Here is a 19,256-nt window from a genome sequence, read left to right on the forward strand (position 1 = left end):
ACACCCGCCGCTCCCCCGCCCACACCGGGCGGGGGAGCCGGACCGGTCAGCTGTGTCGGGAGGCGGCCGACGACCTCAGGGGGTCTCCAGGGTGGAGCGGATCATGGTGAAACCGCCGCCGGCCCGGGCGGCCGAGGCGATGGCCGTGAGCACCTCCAGGACGTGCAGGCCACGGGTACCCGTCGCCAGCGGGGAGCGGCCGGTCAGGATGGCCTCCGCCATGTCGACCAGGCCCATCCCCATGAACCCGTCGGACTCCCCCGGGCCGGGCAGCACCTCGGTGAAGTCCCCGCCCGCGCCGCTGAGCAGCACCGGGCCGCCCCACGAGTTGGCCGGCGCGGCGACGATCGTGCCCTCGGTGCCGTGGATCTCCAGGTGCGGCGTCCGGGTCGCCGCCACATCGAAACTGGTCACCAGCGTGCCCAGGGCGCCGCTGGCGAACTCCAGCACGCTGGTGACGTGGGTGAAGGTTTCCACCGGGAAGGTCGACCCCGCGCGCGGCCCGGTCGACACCACCCGCTCGGCCCGCGGGGCCGCGCCCAGCGCCCCCACCCGTACGACGGAACCCATCAGTGCGGTCAGCACCGTGAGGTAGTACGGACCGATGTCGAACAGCGGGCCGGCGCCCTCCTGGTAGAGGAACTCCGGCTCCGGGTGGAACCGCTCCGGCCCCGGGTTCATCATGGCGGCGTTCACCGAGGTGGGAGTGCCGATCGCCCCCTGGGCGACGAGGGCCGCGCAGGTACGCGTCCCGGCGCCCAGAAAGGTGTCCGGGGCGGTGCCGACCCACCGTGACCGCTCCCGGGCGGCGTCGAGGATCCGCCGCCCGTCGGCCATGGTGGTGGCCAGGGGCTTCTCCGTGTAGACGTGCTTGCCCTGCGCCAGGGCGCGCAGGGTCAGCTCGGTGTGGACCCGGGGCGGGGTCAGGTTGAGCACGAGGTCGAGATCCGGATCGGACAGCAGAGCGTCGACCGGGTACGCCTTCGGCACCCCGTGGGCGGCCCCGAGCGCCCGCGCCCGGGCCGGATCGGCGTCGGCACAGGCGACGACGGTGACCGCCGGATGGCCCGCCAGGTTGGCCAGGTACCGGGAACTGACGTTGCCGCATCCGACGACCCCCACCCGGACGGTTGCCTGCACAGCAGTCATCTCAGGAGAGCCTGACCTCTCGACCGGTCCGCGCCGACTCGTAGATCCCGTCGAGCATCCGCATCACCTCGGTGCCGTGCGACACCGGTGCCACCTGCTCGGCCTCACCGAGGCAGAGCGAGACGAAGTGCGCGATCTCGTTGGCGAACCCCTCGGCGAAGTCGAAGGAGAGGTGGTCGATCTGCGGTCCCATGTTCAGCACGGTGTCGTGCATCTCGGTGACCATGCGCAGCTTCGGTTCCAGCTCCGCGCCACCGCGTTCACCGAAGACCGCCACTTCGAGCCGGTCGTCGAGAGCGTGCAGGGAGTAGCTGGTCTCCAGGGTCAACGACGCGCCGTTGTCGAACCGGATCAGCGCCACGGCGAAGTCCTCGACGTCGCTCTGCGTGGGGTCGTAGTCCGCGACCTTGTACCGCGACAGGGACGTCACGTTCGCCCGGTTGCCAAGCGGCGAGTGGGTGACCGCGCTGACGGTCACCGCCCGGGGCGTACCCATGAAGTACCAGCAGAGATCCAGGGCGTGCACCCCGATGTCGATCAGCGGCCCGCCCCCGGACCTGGCGTGGTCGGCGAACCAGCCGCCCGGGTTGCCGAGCCGCCGGACGTTCGTCGCCCGCGCGTGGTAGATGTCGCCCAGCAGGCCGCCGTCGACGAACGACTTGAGCACCCGGGCGTTCGAGCCGAACCGCCTGACGAAGCCGACCTCCAGGTGTCGGCCGCTGCGCTCGACGGCCTCGACGAGCGCCTGCGTCTCACCGGCGGTACGGCTCAGCGGCTTCTCCACCAGGACGTGCTTGCCGGCCTCCAGCGCCGCGACGGCGATCTCCGCGTGGGTGTCGTTCCACGTGCAGATGCTCACCGCGTCGATGTCCGGGTCGGCCAGCAGACTGTCCAGCGTGGGGTGCACCCGGGCCACGCCGAAGGCCGCCGCCTTCTGGGCACTGCGCTCGGCGTTGAGGTCGAACACCCCGGCGAGTCGGACGTCCGGGTTGGCGGCGTACGCGGCCAGGTGCATCTCCGCGATGCTGCCCACCCCGATCACACCCACCCCGAGCCGACTCGTGCGGTGCTGATCGGGCATGCCCTCACTGCCCTCGCTTCGCTCGGTGCGTTCGCTCATGCGGTGCTGATCGGGCATGCCCTCACTGCCCTCGCTTCGCTCGGTGCGTTCGCTCATGCGGCGGCCACTCCGACCTCGGCGAAGAGTCGCTTGGCGTTGGCCAGGCCTACCGTGTTGGCCATCAGGCACTCCTCGATGCCCTCGAACTCGATGGAGACGAACCCGTCGTAGTCGGCGGCGAGGATCCCGTGCACGATCCGGCGCATGTCCAGGTCGCCGTAGCCGACGATGGAGCCGAGCAGGTAGTTGCCGCCCGGGGTGTGGTGCCAGCCCTCGCCCGGGTACTGCGAGCGGATGTAGAAGTCCTTGAGGTGCACGATGCTGGCGTAGGGGGCGTTCTCGGCGACCGCCACCACCGGGTTGTCGTCCACCGACATGAAGTTGCCGACGTCGAGCGTGGTCTTGAAGTTCGGCTCGCCGACGAGGTGGATGAGGCGGCGGACCCGCTCACCACCGTTCATCAGCAGCCCGTGGTTCTCCACGCTGGTGGTGATGCCGTACTGGGCGGCGTACCGGGCGATCTCCTGGCACACCTCCACCATGCGGGGCAGCAGCGCCTCGAAGTCGGCGATGTCCTTGGCCCGGTGCGCCCACCTGGCGACGTCGTGCCGGAAGAGGGTGATGTCCAGCTCCGCGGCCACGTCGAGGTGCCGCTTGACCCGCTGCATGTGCGTGTCGGCGTCCGCGCCGAGCAGGTCGGCCGGTACGACGAGGTTGGAGAGGGTGACGCCCTGGTCGGCCGCGCGGGTCTTGATCTCCTGGACGAACCCGGGGTCCTGGTCGAGGGTGGAGGTGTCGTTGGAGATCTCCGGCGACAGCGACACCGTCGCGATCTCCATGTGGGTGGCGTCGCTGGCACCGATCCAGTCGATGACCTCCAACAGGCTCATCCGACCGGTACGCAGGTGCTGGTAGAAGGAGTAGGAGCTGAAGCCGAACTGCACGGGGTGTCCTTTTCTCTGGGATGGATGGGAGGGGTCAGGCCAGGGCGGCGTACCGGCGGCGGCGTTCCGCCTGGCGGACCGGATCGGGAATGGGCGAGGCCATGAGCAGGCGTTTCGTGTACGGGTGTTCCGGCCGGGACGTGACGACGTCGCCCTCGCCGGTCTCCACGATCCGACCCTTGAGCATCACCGCGACCCGGTGGCAGATGTAGCGGACCACCGACAGGTCGTGGGAGACGAAGAGGTACGCGACGCCGGTCTGCTCCTGGACCTCGATCAGCAGGTCGAGGATGCGGGCCTGGGTGGAGAGGTCGAGGGCGCTCACCGGCTCGTCGCAGACGATCAGCCGCGGCTTGAGCGCCAGCGCGCGGGCGATGGCGATCCGCTGCCGCTGCCCGCCGGAGAACTCCCGGGGGTACCGGCGTCCCGCGTCGGCCTCCAGGCCGATCTGGTCCAACAGCTGGTTGATCCGCGCGGCGGCCTCGCTGCCGGGTACGCCCTGGGCGCGCAACGGTTCGGCCAGGATGCTCTCCACCGTCATCGCCGGGTTGAGCGAGGAGTACGGGTCCTGGAAGACGACCTGGATGTCGCGGCTCAGGGCCCGGCGTTCGCGTCGTCTGGCGTGGGTGATGTCCCTACCGTCGAACGTCACCGTTCCGCTGGTCACCGGGGCGAGGCCGAGCACCGCCCGACCGAGGGTGGTCTTGCCCGAGCCGGACTCGCCGACCAGGCCGACCGTCTCGCCCGCCCCGATGCGCATCGAGACGTCGTGCAGCGCGTGGAACGACGGGCTGCGCCAGCGGGCGCCCCGGTAGACGACGTTGATGTCGCGGATGTCCAGTAGTGGCTGGTCGGGGGTGCTCACGAGCCCACCTCCTGCAGGTCGCCGCGCCCCCGTCGGGGTGGGGCGTCGTCGAGGGTCGCGTTCAGCAGCATGCGGGTGTACTCGTGCTGCGGGTCGCTGAAGAGGCCGGCGACCGACTGTTGCTCGACGATGCGGCCGTCGCGCATCACCGCCACCCGGTCACAGATGTCGGCGACCACCCCCAGGTTGTGGGTGACCAGGACGAGGCCCATGTTGCGCTCCCGCTGCAGGTCCCGCAGGAGTTCCAGGACCTCGGCCTGGACCGTGACGTCGAGGGCGGTCGTCGGTTCGTCCGCGATGAGCAGCTCCGGGTCGCAGGAGACCGCGCCCGCGATGAGGACCCGCTGGGCCATCCCGCCGCTGAGCTGGTGGGGGTAGGCGGCGAGGGTACGGGCCGGGTCGGGGATGCCTACCCGGTCTAGCAGTTCCAGCGCCCGGGTGGTCGCGTCCCGGCGGGACAGGCCGAGTTGTCGGCGGATCGGCTTGGTCAGCTGGGCGCCGACGGTGAAGGACGGGTCGAGGTTCGACATCGGCTCCTGCGGGACGTAGGCCATCCGCTTGCCGCGCAGCTTCTGCAGGTCCCGCTCGCGCAGCCCGACCAGGGACCGCCCGTCGAGGCAGAGCCGCCGGGCGGAGACGACGGCCTCGGGCGGGAGGAGTCCGAGGATCGCGAAGGACGTCTGGGACTTGCCCGAGCCGGACTCCCCGACCAGTCCGAGGACCTCGCCCCGGGCCACGTGCAGCGACACGTCCCGTACCACGTCCCTGGTGGTGCCGTCCTCCGCCACGTACCGCACGGCCAGGTCCGCCACCTCGAGGAGGGTGTCCGCGGGAAGGTCGGCGGACCCGGACGCCTCGTCGGCCTCGTTCCGGGCGATCCGGGTGTCGTCGGCGCGGGCCGGGCGGGCCGCCCGCTTGGCCCGGCGGCGGAGGCTGACCCCGAGGGAGTCGGCGAGCGCGGCACCGAAGAGCACCAGCGCCATGACGGTGAGGCCGATGGCGATACCGGGGGCGATGACCAGTTCGGGGGCGCGCTGGAAACTCTGGAAGGCGTTGCTGAGTTCACCGCCCCAGCTCGGGCGCTGCGGATCGCCGAAGCCGAGGAACTCCAGCCCGGACTGGACGATGATCGCCATTCCGAAGATGAACGAGGACCGTACGACCACCGGACCGAGGACGACGGAGAGCACGTGGCGGAAGATGATGCGCAGGTCGGACAGGCCGGCCACCCGGGCGGCGTCAAAGTACAGCTCCTCGCGTACGCCGATCACGGCGCTCCTGGTCAGCCGGAAGATGTCCGGTGAGGCGAGCACCCCGAGGGTGATCATCGTCGGGGCGAGGCCGCTGCCGAGCGAGGCGATCACCACGATGATGATCAGGATCTCCGGCAGGGACATCAGCATGTTGAAGATCCAGCTGGCGGCGCTGTCGAACCGCCTGCCGTGGTAGCCGGCGAGCAGGCCCGCCGGGATCCCGCAGAGCAGGGCGGTGGCGACCATGATCGCGCCGGCCTGGAGGCTAACCCGGCCGCCGTACAGCAGGCGGCTGAGGATGTCCCGCCCGTTGCCGTCGGTGCCCAGTGGATGGTCGGCGCTCGGCGGCAGCAGCGCCTCGGAGAGCACCACCAGGTTGGGGTCCTGTGGCGCGAGGAGGGGAGCCAGGACGCTCGCGACGACGATGGCGAGCAGGACACCGCCGGCCACCACCCCCATCGGGTTGCCGAGGAAGGCGCGGAGCCTTCGGTTGGAGATGCGGCCCGCACGGGGCGCGATGTCGACGCTCATGCGTTCCGTACCTTCGGGTTCAGCGCGGCGTAGAGGATGTCGACCGTCAGGTTGACCAGGACGACGACGAGCACGGTGAAGAGCAGCACGCCCATGATCACGGGGATGTCGCTGTTGCCCGAGGCGTTGATGGCGACGGCGCCGATGCCCTGCAGGCCGAACACCCGCTCGACGATGGCGGCCCCGCTCATCGCCGCGATGAACTGCAGCGAGAGCATGGTCAACGCCGGCGGGGACGCGTTGCGCAGGACGTGGACGAGCAGGACGTTGCGTTGCGACAGGCCGCGGCTGCGCAGCGTCCGCACGTACGCCTGGCTGTTGACGGTGATCACGGAGTTGCGCAGTTGCTGGGCGATGGCGGCGATCGAGCCGATCGACAGCGCGGTGACCGGCAGGATGATCGACCAGAGCCAACCGCTCGGTGAGTCGGCGAGGTGGATGTAGCCGGTGGCGGGGAACCAGCCGAGCTGCACGGCGAAGACCAGGGCCAGGATGATCGCGACCCAGAAGTTCGGCAGGCTGAAGCCGAGCACCATGACCACCTGCAGGACCCGGTCGAAGGACCCGGGCCGGGTAGCGGCGAGCAGTCCGAGGGCGACCCCCAGCACGGCGGCGACTCCGACGGCGCCGAGCGCGAGGGAGACGGTGACCGGCAGTCGCGACACGATGAGGTCGATGACCTGGGCGTTCTGCGCGGACGAGACGCCCAGGTCACCCCGGAGCACGCCACCCAGCCAGTCCAGGTACTGGGTGAGGACCGGCCGGTCGAGGCCGAGCTGTTCGCGCTTGACCGCCACCTGTTCCTCGGTGGCGTAGAGACCGAGCGCACCCCGGGCCGGATCGGAGCCGGTGAGCATGAGGAAGAAGAACATCCCCGTCACGACCGTGAACGCCAACAGCAGGCCCGTGGCCAGTCGACGGCCGATGAAGCCCAGCATGCCTGCTACCTCCTAGCTGACCTGGGACGGCACCCCGGGTGGGCCGACAGTCGACTCGGCTCACCCGGGGGCGGTGGACGGTTAGTTGTTCGGTGCGAAGAAGCGCAGGCTCGGCATCAGCTGCGCCTGCTGCATGGTCACGTCGATGTCCGACCTGAACAGGTAGACGTTCTCCTGCGTGACGATCGGGGCGAACCAGGCCTGCTCCACGAGGTGGGTGTTCAGCTCCTTGTAGAGCGCGGCCTGCTCGTCACCCTGCGCGGCGGGGATCTCCTTGAGCAGCCGGGTGACCGTGTCGTCGGTGTACTGGAAGTTGTTCCACAGCGAGGTCGGGGTGAGCTTGTTCAGCACGTCGGTCCAGGCCGGGATGTTCGTGGAGAACGAGAGCATGAACGCCGGCTGGCCCTTGAGGGTCTCCAGGCCGCCGTTGGCGAAGCCGTTGACCGGGACCTGCTCGACCGTGATGCCCACGTCGCCCAGGTACTGCGTGACGATCGGCACCAGCGGGGACATGAAGCCCTCACTGAACGAAATCTTGATCTTGAAGCCGCTCCCGTAACCCGCCGCCGCCAGCAGCTCGCGCGCCTTGGCCGGGTCGTACGGGTAACGCTCGTTCAGCTCCGGCACCCACGCCTCGCTTGCCGGGTTGAAGGTCTGGGTGGAGACCTGACCGAAGCCGCCGTAGTGGGTGTCGAGGATGGCCTTGCGGTCGAGCGCGTGGTTGACCGCCTGCCGGACCCGCACGTCGCCGAGGGCGGCCGACTCCTTGCCGGCCCGGTCCTGCAGGATGATCCCCTGCCACTCGCCGGGCACCGTCTTGACGGTCAGCCCGTCGCTCTTGGCCTTCGGCACCATGTCGGAGGTGCCGTACATGAACTGGATCTGCCCGGTGGCCAGGGCGTTGTACCGGGCGGTGAACTCCTCGTACGGCCGGATCACCACGGTGGCGAACGGGAACGCCTCGCGGTTCCAGTAGCCGTCGCGGGCGGTGAACCGGTAGCTGACGCCCTTCTCCGAGGCGCCCGCGTCGAGCAGGTACGGCCCGGAGCCCACCGGCGTCGTGGCCAGGTTGCCCGCGGCCAGCGCCTGCGGACTCGCCATGTACCCCAGGTACGTGGCCAGGCCGGCGAGCAGACCGGGACTCGGCTCGCTCAGGTGCAGCCGTACCGTGCTCGCGTCGACGACCTCGACGCGCTCGATCACCCGGGCCGCCTCGGACGCGCTGCCCGCGCCCTCCTTGCGTGCCTCGATGTTGACCTTCACCGCCTCGCCGTCGAAGGTGGCACCGTCGCTGAACGTCACTCCCTCACGCAGCTTCAGAGTGAGTTCGGTGAGGTCGTCGTTGTACTCGTACTCGGAGGCCAGGTTGCCCTCGATCTTCGACTCGGCGGTCTTGCGCAGCAGCGGGTCGTAGACGGCCTCGGCGTAGTGGATTACCGCACCCTCCTTCATCTCGGCCGGGTCCCAGGTCAGCACGTCGCCGTTGTTGCCGAGGACGAGCTGGGACGAGGTGGATTCCTGGCTGTTCTCCCCGCCGCCGCAACCGGCGAGGGTGAGAACGACCGCGGCGAGCGCTGCCGTCAGCGTGCGTGGTAACTGCACCGTGTTCCCCTTCTGTTGCTGCAAAGTCAGCGCCGGTCGGCGTTGCTCTGGGTGACAAGATCCGGGTCAGCGGATCAGACGATTCCGAGTTGTTGACTCATGACCATGGCGGTCGCGCCGCGCAGGACGATGTCGTCGCCGAGCCCCGACAGCCGCAGGACGATGTCGCCGTGGACCTCGGTCAGGGCGCGTTGCCGGATGGTCCGGGTGGTGGCGGCGGCCAGTGGCCCCTCCAACACCCGTTGCGGGCCGCTGAGCACGATCTCCGAGACGTTGAGCGCGGCCACGATCGGGGCCAGCACCCGACCGAGGGCCTCCCCGGCCACCGCGAGCACCCGGGCGTGCTCCGCCTCGGTACGCGCCCCCGACAGGTCCTCCTGGATGCGCCGGGTCGACAGCCAGGTCTCCAGGCAGCCGAACTTGCCGCAGACACAGGACCGGTCGCTGTCGGAGTCCACCACCACGTGGCCGATCTCGCCGGCCGCGAACCTGCTGCCCAGCACGGGCGTACCGCCGAGCAGCAGCCCGGCCCCCACGCCGACACCGACCCGGACCAGGAGCGAGTCCGGCGCGCTCTCGCCGTAGCTACGCTCGGCCAGCGCGGCGGCGTTGGCGTCGTTGGCCACCACCACGGGACAGGCGAAGCGCTCGGTCAGCACCGACCGGAGGTTGACGTCCTGCCACCCCAGGTTGGGCGCGCCGAGAATGACCCCACCGAGATCCACGATCCCCGGGGTGCCGACGCCGATGCCGAGCAGCGGTGCCGTCACCTCGTCGGTCAACTCCCGGACCAGACCGACGACCCGCGCTACGGCCTCGGCACCGGTGCTCCCGGCGATCTCGACCTGCCGGCGGGTCACCACCGAGCCACCGAGGTCGAGCACGGCCCCCCGGTAGAGCGTCGAGTGGCTCAGGTCCAGGGCGACCGTCTGGTAGGCGTGCTCGTTGAAGCCGAGCATCATCGCGGGCTTGCCCGGTCGGCTCCCCGCCCGCATGCCCATCTCGCGCACCAGGTCGTCGGTGAGCAGGTCGCTGACCACGTCGGAGACCGAGACCCGGGTCAGCCCGGTACGCCGGGCCAGGTCCGCCCGGCTGTGCGGCCCCTCCCGGTACAGCATGCGCAACAGCAGCTCACGGTTGTGCACGCGGGCCTGCTCCGGCAGGAGCTTCTCGCCGGAGCGGACCCGGGCCGGGATCCGGTCCTGCCGGGGGATCCCCACCGTCTGCTCGGGTGCAACGGATGGGGCCGTCCCCACCTGGTCAGTGCTCTTCACCCGGTTAGTACAGGGGGCTAACAAACCCGTTCACAAGAAGCCCGCCCCGCTTGTGGCCAAGTTGTTACGTGTCGCTGAGGCACTACTGACAGCCGCTCTACCAGCCAAGACTCCCCACGGACAGCCGTCGCGGGCGGTCCGCGGTCAGCCGTGCGGCAGCAGCAGAAGCTTGCCGGTCGAGCGCCGGCCGGCCAGGTCGGCATGCGCCGCTGCGGCGTCGGCGAGGGGGTACCTGCCACCGACGTGCACCCGCAGCCGACCGGTGGCGAGCAGGCTCAGCACCGCACCGGCCCGGGTGAGCAACTCGTGCCGGGTGGCGATGTGGTGGCTCAGGTTCGGCCTGGTCAGCAGCACCGAGCCGGCCGCGTTGAGCCGTTGCGGATCGAACGGGGGCACCGGGCCGCCGGCCTGGCCGTACAGGGCGAGGGTGCCGCGCGGACGGAGCGCCGCCAGGCTGGCGTCGAAGGTCGGGCCGCCGACGCCGTCGTACACCGCGTCCACGCCTGCGCCGCCGGTCAACGCGCGTACCTCGGCCGCGGTGTCCGCGCGGTCGTAGCGGACGATCTCGTCTGCGCCGGCGGCCCGCGCGACCTCGGCCTTCGCGGCGCTGGAGACGGTGCCGATCACCCGGGCCCCCCGCCACCGCGCCCACCGGGTGAGCCACTGTCCCATCCCGCCGGCCGCCGCGTGCACCAGCACCGTGTCCCCCGGGCGCACCGGGTAGGTGTCGTGCAGCAGGTAGTGCGCGGTCATCCCCTGGAGCAGCGCGGCGGCGGCCGTCTCCAGCGGGATCCCGGGCTCCACCGGTACGACGGCGGCGGCCGGCACCGCCACGTGTTGGGCGTACCCGCCGGGTTGGTTCACCCAGGCGACCCGGTCGCCGACGGCCACCCCGGTCACGTCGGCGGCCACGTCGACCACCGTGCCGGCGGCCTCGATGCCGGGAACGAACGGCATGGGCACCGGGTAGCCGCCGGAGCGCTGGTAGATGTCGATGAAGTTGACCCCGCTGGCCGCGACCGCGACCACCACCTGTCCGGGGCCGGGCACGGGCACGGCCCGCTCCGCCGGGCGCAGCACCTCCGGACCGCCCGGGGTGTGCACCACGATCGCCCGGCTCACCGGGGGACCTCGGTCAGCCAGTCGGTGTGCCGGTCGGATCGACCCCGCACCAGGCGGGCGTAGGCGTCCGCCAGCCGCCGGGTGACCGGGCCGGGCCGGCCCTGCCCCACCGGTAACCCGTCGATGCTGGTGATCGGCAGGATCTCCCAGGCGGTGCCCAGGAAGAACAGCTCGTCGGCGAGGTACAGCTCGCTGCGGTCCACCTCCCGCTCGACGACCGGCTCACCTGACTCGTCGAGGAGCCGGAGCACGGTGTCCCGGGTGATGCTCTCCAGCACCCCGCTGGTCAGCGACGGGGTGGTCACCGTGCCGTGGCGGACCAGCGCGACGCAGGCACCGGGGCCCTCGCTGACCTTGTGCCGCTCGTTGAGCAGGATCGGCCAGTCGTGTCCGTTCTCCCGGGCCTCCATCATCGCCAACCGGCCGTTGTGGTAGTTCGAGAAGGCCTTGACGCGGGGCGGCATGGCGGCGTCGCTGACGCGTTGCCAGGAACTCACCCCGGCCCGGCAGCCCCGGGTGACGTCCGGACGGCTACGGAAGGGCCAACTGTCGATCACCACCTCGCAGACCGACCCCGCCGGGACCATCTGCTCCCGGATGAGCCCGGCCGGGAACGCCCACGGTCGGACGTACGCGTCCTGGTCGTAACCGTTGCCCCGGAGCAGGTCGAACACCCCGGTCCGCAGGTCGGCCAGGCTGTACGGCAGGTCGAGCCGGCAGATCCGGGCCGAGTCGAACAACCGGCGCAGATGCTCGTCGAGCCGGAACAGCAGCAGTCGACCGTCGTCGGCGCGGTAGGCCTTGATCCCCTCGAAGATCGCCGCCGTGGAGGCGTGGCCGACCGCGTTGACGTGGATCTGCGCCTGCTCCCACCGCGACAGGGTGCCGTTGCGCCAGATCCATTCCGGCCGGTCGGCGGTGGGACTGGCAAGTGAGGCCAACTCGGGTGCGGAGACGTTCATCGGTTTCCTGTTTCTGCGAGTCGGTCGAGATAGGACGCCAGCGCGACGTCGAGCAGGCTGGCCCGGACCTCGTCGGCGGCGTGCAGGTCGGCGTGCCCGCCCACCGCGTTGCGCACGGCGACGCAGTACACCCCGGCCGCGCCGGCGGCCCGTACCCCCGACTCGGAGTCCTCGAAGGCCAGCGCGTCGGCCGCCGGCACACCGGCGCGGCGCAACGCCAGCCGGTAGAGGTCGGGGGCCGGCTTGTGCGCCGGGGTGTCGTCCCCGGTGACCAGCCAGTCGAAGCGGTGCCCCAGGCCCAGTCGCCGCAGGTGGGGCTCCACCCAGCGCCATGGGGAGCTGGAGACCACGCCCAGGCCCAGGCCGGCGGCGCGGCCGGCGTCGAGCAGCGCCGTAACGCCGGGGCGTACCGGCTCGACCGCGCACAGCTCGCGCTTGCGCCGCAGCCGGGCGGCCCGGGTCGGCTCGCCGACCGGACGCCCCAGGCGGGCGGACAGGTCGGCGAGGGCGACCGTCTCGCCGTCCGAACGGCCGGCCATCGCCGCCCACACCCGGTCCGGCAGGCCGTGCCCGACCAGCTGGTGGTACAGCTCGTCCCAGGACCGGTGGGCGGCCCGCTCGGTGTCGCAGAGCAGCCCGTCGAAGTCGAACAGGAGCAGGCGCAGCGGCATGGGTCAGCCACCGTCCCCGACGGCGACCGCCGGGTCCGGCCCGGCCTGCGCCGACACCACCGTGGGCGCCCGCGCCGGTCGCACCGGGCCGAGCACCCGGTCGGTGTAGTCGCTGGCGAACACGCCGTCCGGGTCCAGGGTGGCCCGGACCCGTTGGAACAGCGCCCACTCCCGGTAGCGCGGGGCGAGCACCTCGGCGGTGGCGGTGTGCGCCTTGCCCCAGTGCGGCCGGCCACCGTGGTCCCGCAACACCGGCTCGATGGCGCGCAACAGCTCCACCTGCCCGGCCGTGCGGGGCACGGTCAGGTTGACGTAGCCGGTCCGACGCCCGTAGGCGGGGCTCAGCGGCGAGTCGTCGCCGGCGCCCACCCGGACCAGCACCGAGTAGGGCGAGTACGCGCCGGCCCGGCGCAGCGTACGGCGCAGGGCACGCAGCGCGTCGGGCGTCGCCTCCAGCGGCAACGCGTGCTCCAGGGCGAGGAACCTGACCGGCTGCGGGAAGGTGAACACCCGGTGGCTGGCGTCGACGTACTCGACGGCGGGCCGGGTCGACCGCCACCGCCGGCCCTTGAGCCACGGGACGGCGCGGGTGTCGGCCCTGCCGGCCAGCCCGATCAGCCCGCAGCGCACCTCGTCGATCGTGGTCGCGTACCGCCGACGGACCGCGTCCCGGGTACGCGGGGCGGCGGTGACCCGCAGGGCCCGCAGCCCGGCCCGCTCCTGCCAGGGCAGCCAGGAGAACGCGACGTGGTCGGCCTCGGCGGCCCAGTCGGCGAACCCGTCCAACACCGTGTCCAGCGGCTCGGTGCGGTAGCTCACCCGCAGGTTGAACTGCGGCACGCAGCGCAGCGTGACGGTGCTCAGCACCCCGAGCGTGCCCAGCGCGGTCCGGGCGCACCGGAACACCTCGGGCTCCCGGTCGGCGTCCAGGGTGCGGACCCGGCCGTCCGCGGTGACCAACCGCAGGCGGACGACCTGCGCCGACAGCGGGGCGTGCGCCAGCCCGGAGCCGTGGTTGCCGGTGGAGATCGCCCCGGCCACGCTCTGCTCCGCCAGCGTGCCGAGGTTGGCCAGGGCCAGGCCGCGCCGGTCCAGCGCCTCGGCCAGCTCCCCCAGTGTGGTGCCACCGAGGACGGTGACCTCGCCGGCGGCGGCGTCGACGGCGAGCACGCCACGGTACCGGGACAGGTCGAGCAGCAGTCCGTCGGTGCAGGCCAGGGCGTTGAAGGAGTGACCGGAGCCGACCGGCCGCACCGGGCTCCCGCGCTCGCCGGCCGCGCGCACCGCCGCCACCACCTCGTCCTCGGTCGTCGGGGCGAGCAGCTGGGCGGGGCGGCACCCCACCGTGCCGGACCAGTTCCGCCAGCGGGGGCCCGGCTGTCCGGTGCTCATCGCCGGTCCCCCCGCAGCAGCGACAGGTGGCACCGGTCGACCGCGTCCTGCCAGGTGGGCAGGGTCCAGCCGAGCCGGGCCAGCCGGTCGGTGTTCAGGGTCGAGTCGACGGGCCGACCGCCCAGGAAGCCCCATTCCCGCAGCGGCACCCGTTGCGGGGCCGGCGCGCCCGGGATCCGGTCGGTCAGGTACGCACCGACCTGGTGCCAGCTGGCGGTGCCCCGGTTCGTCACGTGGACCGTGCCGGTCACGGCGCTCTCCACGAGCAGGAAGACCAGCGCCCGAGCCAGATCCACGGTGTACGTGGGTGCGCTGAACTGGTCGTCGATCAGCCGGGCCGGGGTGCCGCGCCGGGCGTGCTCGACGATGTCCAGCACCTGGTCGAGGCGGGCGTCGGTGCCGCCGAACAACCACGACGTCCGGACGGTGAGATGGTCGTCGAGCAGGGCCACCATCCGCTCCCCCGCCACCTTGGTCAGCCCGTACACGCTCTGCGGGTTCGGCAGGTCGTCCTCGCGGTAGCCGCCGACCGGGGTGTGCCGACCGTCGAACACGTAGTCGCTGGAGAGGTAGACCAGCCGACTGTGCCGCCGGAGGCAGGCGTCGACGACGTTGCGTACCCCGGCGATGTTCACCCGCAGCGCCAGTTTCGGGTCCAGCTCGCAGTCGTCGACGATGGCGTGCGCCGCGGTGTGCACGACCACGTCGGGCGCGAACGCCTCGATCGAGGCCCGTACGGCCTCGGCGTCGGCGATGTCGAAGTCGCGGATGGAGACCCCGTGGACGGTCCAGTGCGCGGTGGCCGGATCCTCGGCGAGGACGGTGGTCAGGGCGGTGCCGAGCATCCCGTCGGCACCGGTGAGGTAGAGGCGCACCGGCGGGCTCACAGGTGGCCGAACTCGGTGAGCAGGTCGATCACCGTGGCCCCGGACCGGATCTTCTCGCGGATGATCCGTTCCTTGCCGATCTGGTGCCGGGTGCCCTCCAGCACCTCCTCGGCCAACCCCTGCGGCACCACGGCCAGCCCGTTCTCGTCGGCGACCAGGATGTCACCGGGTTCGATCACCTGGCCGCCGATCACCACCGGCACGTTCACCTGGACCGGCTCGGTGCGGTTGTGCACGGCCGTCGGCGACGGCCGGGGGATGGTGCCCCGGTACCAGAGCGGGAAGTCCAGGTCACGGATCTCGTCGACGTCACGGACGAAGCCGTCGACGACGCCGGCCGCGACCCCGGCCTTCAGCGACAGCGTCGACATCAGGCCACCCCACATCGCGGTCAGCGGCGAGCCGTGGGCGGCCACCACGACGATGTCGCCGGGGCGGGCGGTGGCCAGCACCGGCATGGTGTCGACGAGGTCGTCGACGGACAGGTTGACGGTCAACGCCGGCCCGGCCACCTTGTGCTCGGGGCGTACCGTCTGGAAGCCGCCGATCGCGCCGACCCGGCGGCGGGCGTCGGTGACCAGGCAGCTGGGGCTGTACTCGGCGAGCACCTCGCGGAACTGGTCGACGATCTCCTGGGGCGGGCGGCGCAGCTCGTTGTGGATGGTCTCCATCGTCTCTCCTCGGGGTGTGTCGGGACGGGAACGTCAGTGCCGCAGGACCACGTCGAAGCGGCCCGGTTCGGACTTGCCGCCGACCTCGGCGCGCACCACCTCGGCCAGCCGGTCGGCGTGCAGGCCGTGGGCGAGCAGCGCCTCGGCGGGGGTGCCGCAGCGCGGCACCTCGGTGACGCCGACCCCCCGGAACGCGGGCGGATCGGGCAGCCGCAGCTCGGCGAGCGCGCGGGCCAGCAGGTCGGCCTGACCACCCCGGACGAAGTGGTTCTCCACCACGACCAGGTGGTCGGCCCGCTCGACCAGGTCGCCGAGCCAGCCGTGGTCGACCCGGTTCAGCCAGGGCAGGGCGACCACCGTCAGGTCGATGCCGTCGGCGGCCAGCAGGTCGGCGGCGCGGAGCAGCTCGGCCAGCACGACCGGCCCGGCACCGACCGCGACCACCGGACCGCCCGGCCGCACCACCCGCCCGCGACCCAGCTCCAACGGTCCGGCGGGCAGCCCGGCCACCGGCTCCGGCACAGGCACGCTGACCAGCCGCAGGTAGACGCTGTGCGGTGTGTCGACGCAGAAGTCGACCGCGGCCCGCGTCTCGGCCGCGTCGGCCGGCTCCAGCACCACCAGGTCGGGGATCGCGCCTACCGCGCTCACGTCGCGGACAGCCTGGTGGGAGTGGCCGGGGGCGGCCGGCAGCAGCCCGGCGAGCGACCCGACGTAGACCACCTTGCGGCCCTCGGTGGCGTTGTTGAAGATCTGCTCGTTCGGGCGGGCGTGCAGGAAGCAGGAGAACGAGTGCACGAACGGCAGCAGCCCCCGGTAGGCCAGCCCGCCGGCCATCGAGACCATGTCCTGCTCGGCGATGCCGCACTCGACGAACCGGTCGGGGTACGCCCGGGAGAACGGGATCAGGCCGGTGTCCAGGACCAGGTCGGCGTCGAGGGCGACGATCCGGGGGTCGCGGCCGGCACGGGCCACCAGCGCCTCGCCGTACACCTCCGGCAGGCGTGGTCCGCCGCCCGGGGCCGGCCCGGGAGCCGGTGCCGCGTCGGCCAGCCGCAGCGGGGTCAGGCCCGCCGCGCCGACGATCTCCTGCGCGGTGGCCACCAGCTCGGCGTAGGCGCGTTCCCGGTCGGCCGGGGCGGGGGCACCACTGTGGAACAGGTACCGCCACTGCCCCGGCGCCATCGACGTCGCGGCGAAGGTGGCACAGCCGGCACCCTTCACGGTGTCGGCGACGATCACCGCGGGCCGGTCCGGGTACGACTCCGCCCGGTCCCGGCAGGCCGCCCGGAACGCCGCGACGTCGTTGCCGTCACAACGCAGCACCGCCCAGCCGAAGGCGGCGAACTTGGCCGCCAGGTCGCCGAGGTCGCTGACCTCGGTGACCCAGGTGTCGGACTGGAGCTTGTTGTGGTCCACCACCACGGTCAGCTCGCCCATCCCCCGGTGCGCGGCCCCGGCCAGGGACTCCCAGTTCTGACCCTCCTGCAACTCGCCGTCGCCGGTCAGCACGAAGACCCGGCGGCGGGTGCCCAGCAGCCGGTCGGCCAGGATCACCCCCTTGGCCTTGGCGATGCCCATGCCGAGCGAGCCGGTGTTGAAGGGCATGTGCGGGGTGTGCACGTCGGGGTGACCGGGCAGCCCGTCGATGCGGCGCAGCCGGTGCACCAGGTCCTCGTCCAGCAGCCCCAGGCCGATCAGCGCGGCGTACAGGCCGGGGGCGTCGTGGCCCTTGGACGAGAAGTACAGGTCACCGTCGTGGGCACCGGGCCGGCGCAGCTCGTGCAGGAGGAGCCAGCTCACCACGTCGGCGGCGCTCATGCTGGACCCGAGGTGCCCGGAGCCGGCCCGGGCCACCATGTAGAGGATGTTGATCCGGGTCAGCGCCGAGAAGGCGCGGGTACGGGTGACCGGATCGTCGATGGCGTCGAGCACCCGGCGGGTCTCCGCCACCGGTACCCAGCGCAACGGTGTGGTCATGTCTCCTCCACGGGTAGGGGTGCCGCCGGCCGGGTCACCAGGCGACATAGCCGCCGTCCACCAACAGCTCGCAGCCGGTGACGTAGCGGCTGAGGCCGGAGGCGAGGAAGAGCAGCGGCCCGGTCAGGTCGTCCTCGGTCGCCATCCGCCGCATCGGCACCCGGGCGGCGAACTTCTGCCGGAAGGTCGGGTCCTGGCCGCCCAGCACACCGCCCGGGGACAGGGTGTTCACCCGGACGCCGACCGGGCCCCACAGGGTGGCGAGATAGCGGGTCAGCGCCGCCACGGCGGCCTTGGACATCCCGTACGCGGGTGGTTTGAGGAAGGGTGGATCCAGGTCGAGGTGGTCGTAGAGCCGTGGATCCGGCCCGACGCCGCCGTACAGCGAGCCGATGTTGACGATCGAGCCCCGGCCGTTGTCGGCCATCACGGCGCCGATGACCTGGCAGACCCGCAGCACGCCGAGGGCGTTGACGTCCAGGACCGCCCCGGAGAGCTGCTCCGGGACGTCGGCGAAGAGCCAACTGCCGGCCTCGCGCGACGGCGGCTGGTCGATTCCGGCGTTGTTCACCAGGATGGTCGGCGTACCGGCCCACCGGGTCGCCGCGGCCAGGGCCTCCCGCAGGCTCGCCCGGTCGGTCACGTCACCGCGCAGCCCGAGGTAACGTCCGCCGTCGTGCCCCCGTACCGCGGCCGGCGTCTGGTCGTCGAGGTCGAGCCCGACCACGACGGCGCCGGCGGCGAGCAGCGCGGTCGCCCAGACCCCGCCGAGCCGGCCGCCGACACCCGTGACGACGGCCACCTCACCGGTCAGGTCAATGCGCACCGCGGTTCGCTCCCACCACCGCGCCCGCCGGCTCGGCCAGCAGTTCCGGGCCGAAGCCGGTGTCCTCGGCGAGGTCGACCCGCAGGACCCGGCCCAGCACCTCGTCGAGCTGGTACGGCTTCATGCCGTCGCCCGGGGACTTGCAGGCGACGTCCTGCTCGGTGACGACGTGCCCGGCCGGCAGGTCCCGCGCGGCCACCAGCTTCTTGCCCATCTTCCGCACGGCCTTGGCCTCGCTGTCGCCGCACCGCTTGACCGGCTCGCCCAGCGCCTCGTGGGTCCGGCGGAGTCCCGCCGTCAGGGCGGCCAGTTGGGGGGCGTCGAGAGAGAAGTGGTGGTCGCTGCCGGGCCGGGAGTGGTCCAGCGTGAAGTGTTTCTCGATCACCCGCGCGCCCAACGCGTAAGCGATCCAGCTCAGTTCGGGGCCCAGGTCGTGGCCGGAGAAACCGATCACGGTGTGCGGGTACTCCGCGCGGTAGGTGGTGATCACCGAGAGGTTGAGGTCGGCGGGGGCCGCCGGGTAGACGGCGGTGCACTGCAACAGCGCGAGGTTCGGGTTGAGCGGCAGGATCGTGTCGCAGGCCCGGCGGACCTCGTCCGTCGTCGCGCCACCGGTGCTCAGCACGAGCGGCTTGTCGGCCTTGGCCGCGTACGCCAGCAGCGGGGTGTTGGTCACGTCCGCCGATGCGATCTTGATGGCCGGCAGGTCCACGTCGACCAGGAAGTCCACGCTGGGCTGGTCGAAGGCGGTGGCGATGAAGTCGATGCCCAACTCGGCCGCGACCCCGGCCAGGTGCAGGTACTCGGCCCGGCCGAACTCCAGCGCCTCCCGGTGCCGGCCGTAGGTCGGCCCGAAGCTGTTGCGCCCGGTGTAGGGCTCGTCGTACATGGCCTTGGTGAACAGTGAGCGGTTGTCCCGCTTCTGCAGTTTGGCGGCGTTCGCGCCCGCGGCAGCGGCCTGCCGGAACATCTCCTCGGCCCGGTGCAGACTGCCCTCGTGATTGTGGCCTATCTCCGCGATCACGTAAGCGTCGGTGTCGTCGGATATCCGGCGATCACCTATCCTAAC

The 19,256-nt window shown here is 71.9% G+C and carries 17 protein-coding genes; all 17 read right to left on the reverse strand.

What is annotated here, in order from left to right; genetic code table 11:
• Positions 1-75: 75 nt before the first annotated feature.
• A complete protein-coding gene (locus GA0070617_RS22265; RefSeq protein WP_091442036.1) occupies positions 76-1,149 on the reverse strand; it encodes a Gfo/Idh/MocA family protein in 1,074 nt (357 codons plus the stop codon).
• A 1-nt stretch (position 1,150) separates the two neighbouring features.
• Positions 1,151-2,326: a Gfo/Idh/MocA family protein gene (locus GA0070617_RS22270; protein ID WP_217628862.1), complete on the reverse strand. Its 1,176-nt coding sequence runs from the start codon at positions 2,324-2,326 to the stop codon at positions 1,151-1,153.
• On the reverse strand, positions 2,323-3,213 hold the full coding sequence (locus GA0070617_RS22275; protein ID WP_091442039.1) for a sugar phosphate isomerase/epimerase family protein: 891 nt from the start codon (positions 3,211-3,213) through the stop codon (positions 2,323-2,325). The genes GA0070617_RS22270 and GA0070617_RS22275 overlap by 4 nt, the downstream gene beginning before the upstream one ends.
• Before the next feature lie 34 nt (positions 3,214-3,247).
• A complete protein-coding gene (locus GA0070617_RS22280; protein ID WP_217628863.1) occupies positions 3,248-4,078 on the reverse strand; it encodes an ATP-binding cassette domain-containing protein in 831 nt (276 codons plus the stop codon).
• The gene (locus GA0070617_RS22285) at positions 4,075-5,862 is read right to left on the reverse strand and encodes a dipeptide/oligopeptide/nickel ABC transporter permease/ATP-binding protein (protein ID WP_091442043.1); all 1,788 of its coding nucleotides are present in this window, start codon (positions 5,860-5,862) and stop codon (positions 4,075-4,077) included. Before GA0070617_RS22285 ends, GA0070617_RS22280 begins: the two co-directional genes overlap by 4 nt.
• Positions 5,859-6,800, reverse strand: a complete 942-nt coding sequence (locus tag GA0070617_RS22290; RefSeq protein WP_091442046.1) for an ABC transporter permease — start codon at positions 6,798-6,800, stop codon at positions 5,859-5,861. The genes GA0070617_RS22285 and GA0070617_RS22290 overlap by 4 nt, the downstream gene beginning before the upstream one ends.
• Positions 6,801-6,881: 81 nt before the next feature.
• A complete protein-coding gene (locus GA0070617_RS22295; protein ID WP_091442049.1) occupies positions 6,882-8,402 on the reverse strand; it encodes an ABC transporter substrate-binding protein in 1,521 nt (506 codons plus the stop codon).
• 74 nt (positions 8,403-8,476) lie between these two features.
• Positions 8,477-9,676, reverse strand: a complete 1,200-nt coding sequence (locus GA0070617_RS22300) for an ROK family transcriptional regulator (RefSeq protein WP_217628864.1) — start codon at positions 9,674-9,676, stop codon at positions 8,477-8,479.
• A 144-nt stretch (positions 9,677-9,820) separates the two neighbouring features.
• Positions 9,821-10,798 carry a quinone oxidoreductase family protein gene (locus GA0070617_RS22305; RefSeq protein ID WP_091442053.1) on the reverse strand — a complete coding sequence of 326 codons (978 nt, stop codon included), beginning with the start codon at positions 10,796-10,798 and terminating at the stop codon, positions 9,821-9,823.
• Positions 10,795-11,760, reverse strand: coding sequence for a branched-chain-amino-acid transaminase (ilvE, locus tag GA0070617_RS22310; protein ID WP_091442057.1), 966 nt, complete (start codon positions 11,758-11,760; stop codon positions 10,795-10,797). Before ilvE ends, GA0070617_RS22305 begins: the two co-directional genes overlap by 4 nt.
• Entirely contained in the window at positions 11,757-12,431 is a 675-nt protein-coding gene (locus GA0070617_RS22315; protein WP_091442060.1) for an HAD family hydrolase, read from the reverse strand. The genes ilvE and GA0070617_RS22315 overlap by 4 nt, the downstream gene beginning before the upstream one ends.
• 3 nt (positions 12,432-12,434) lie before the next feature.
• On the reverse strand, positions 12,435-13,823 hold the full coding sequence (locus GA0070617_RS22320) for a D-arabinono-1,4-lactone oxidase (RefSeq protein WP_091442063.1): 1,389 nt from the start codon (positions 13,821-13,823) through the stop codon (positions 12,435-12,437).
• Positions 13,820-14,710: an SDR family oxidoreductase gene (locus GA0070617_RS22325; protein WP_217628865.1), complete on the reverse strand. Its 891-nt coding sequence runs from the start codon at positions 14,708-14,710 to the stop codon at positions 13,820-13,822. The genes GA0070617_RS22320 and GA0070617_RS22325 overlap by 4 nt, the downstream gene beginning before the upstream one ends.
• Positions 14,707-15,381, reverse strand: coding sequence for an RraA family protein (locus GA0070617_RS22330; protein WP_091442066.1), 675 nt, complete (start codon positions 15,379-15,381; stop codon positions 14,707-14,709). The genes GA0070617_RS22325 and GA0070617_RS22330 overlap by 4 nt, the downstream gene beginning before the upstream one ends.
• 33 nt (positions 15,382-15,414) lie before the next feature.
• Positions 15,415-17,361 carry a transketolase family protein gene (locus GA0070617_RS22335; protein ID WP_091442070.1) on the reverse strand — a complete coding sequence of 649 codons (1,947 nt, stop codon included), beginning with the start codon at positions 17,359-17,361 and terminating at the stop codon, positions 15,415-15,417.
• Between the two features lie 34 nt (positions 17,362-17,395).
• The gene (locus GA0070617_RS22340) at positions 17,396-18,187 is read right to left on the reverse strand and encodes an SDR family oxidoreductase (protein ID WP_091442075.1); all 792 of its coding nucleotides are present in this window, start codon (positions 18,185-18,187) and stop codon (positions 17,396-17,398) included.
• A complete protein-coding gene (locus GA0070617_RS22345; protein ID WP_217628866.1) occupies positions 18,177-19,211 on the reverse strand; it encodes an N-acetylneuraminate synthase family protein in 1,035 nt (344 codons plus the stop codon). The genes GA0070617_RS22340 and GA0070617_RS22345 overlap by 11 nt, the downstream gene beginning before the upstream one ends.
• Between the last annotated feature and the right edge of the window lie 45 nt (positions 19,212-19,256).

Source organism: Micromonospora yangpuensis, assembly GCF_900091615.1.
GTDB classification, from domain to species: domain Bacteria; phylum Actinomycetota; class Actinomycetes; order Mycobacteriales; family Micromonosporaceae; genus Micromonospora; species Micromonospora yangpuensis.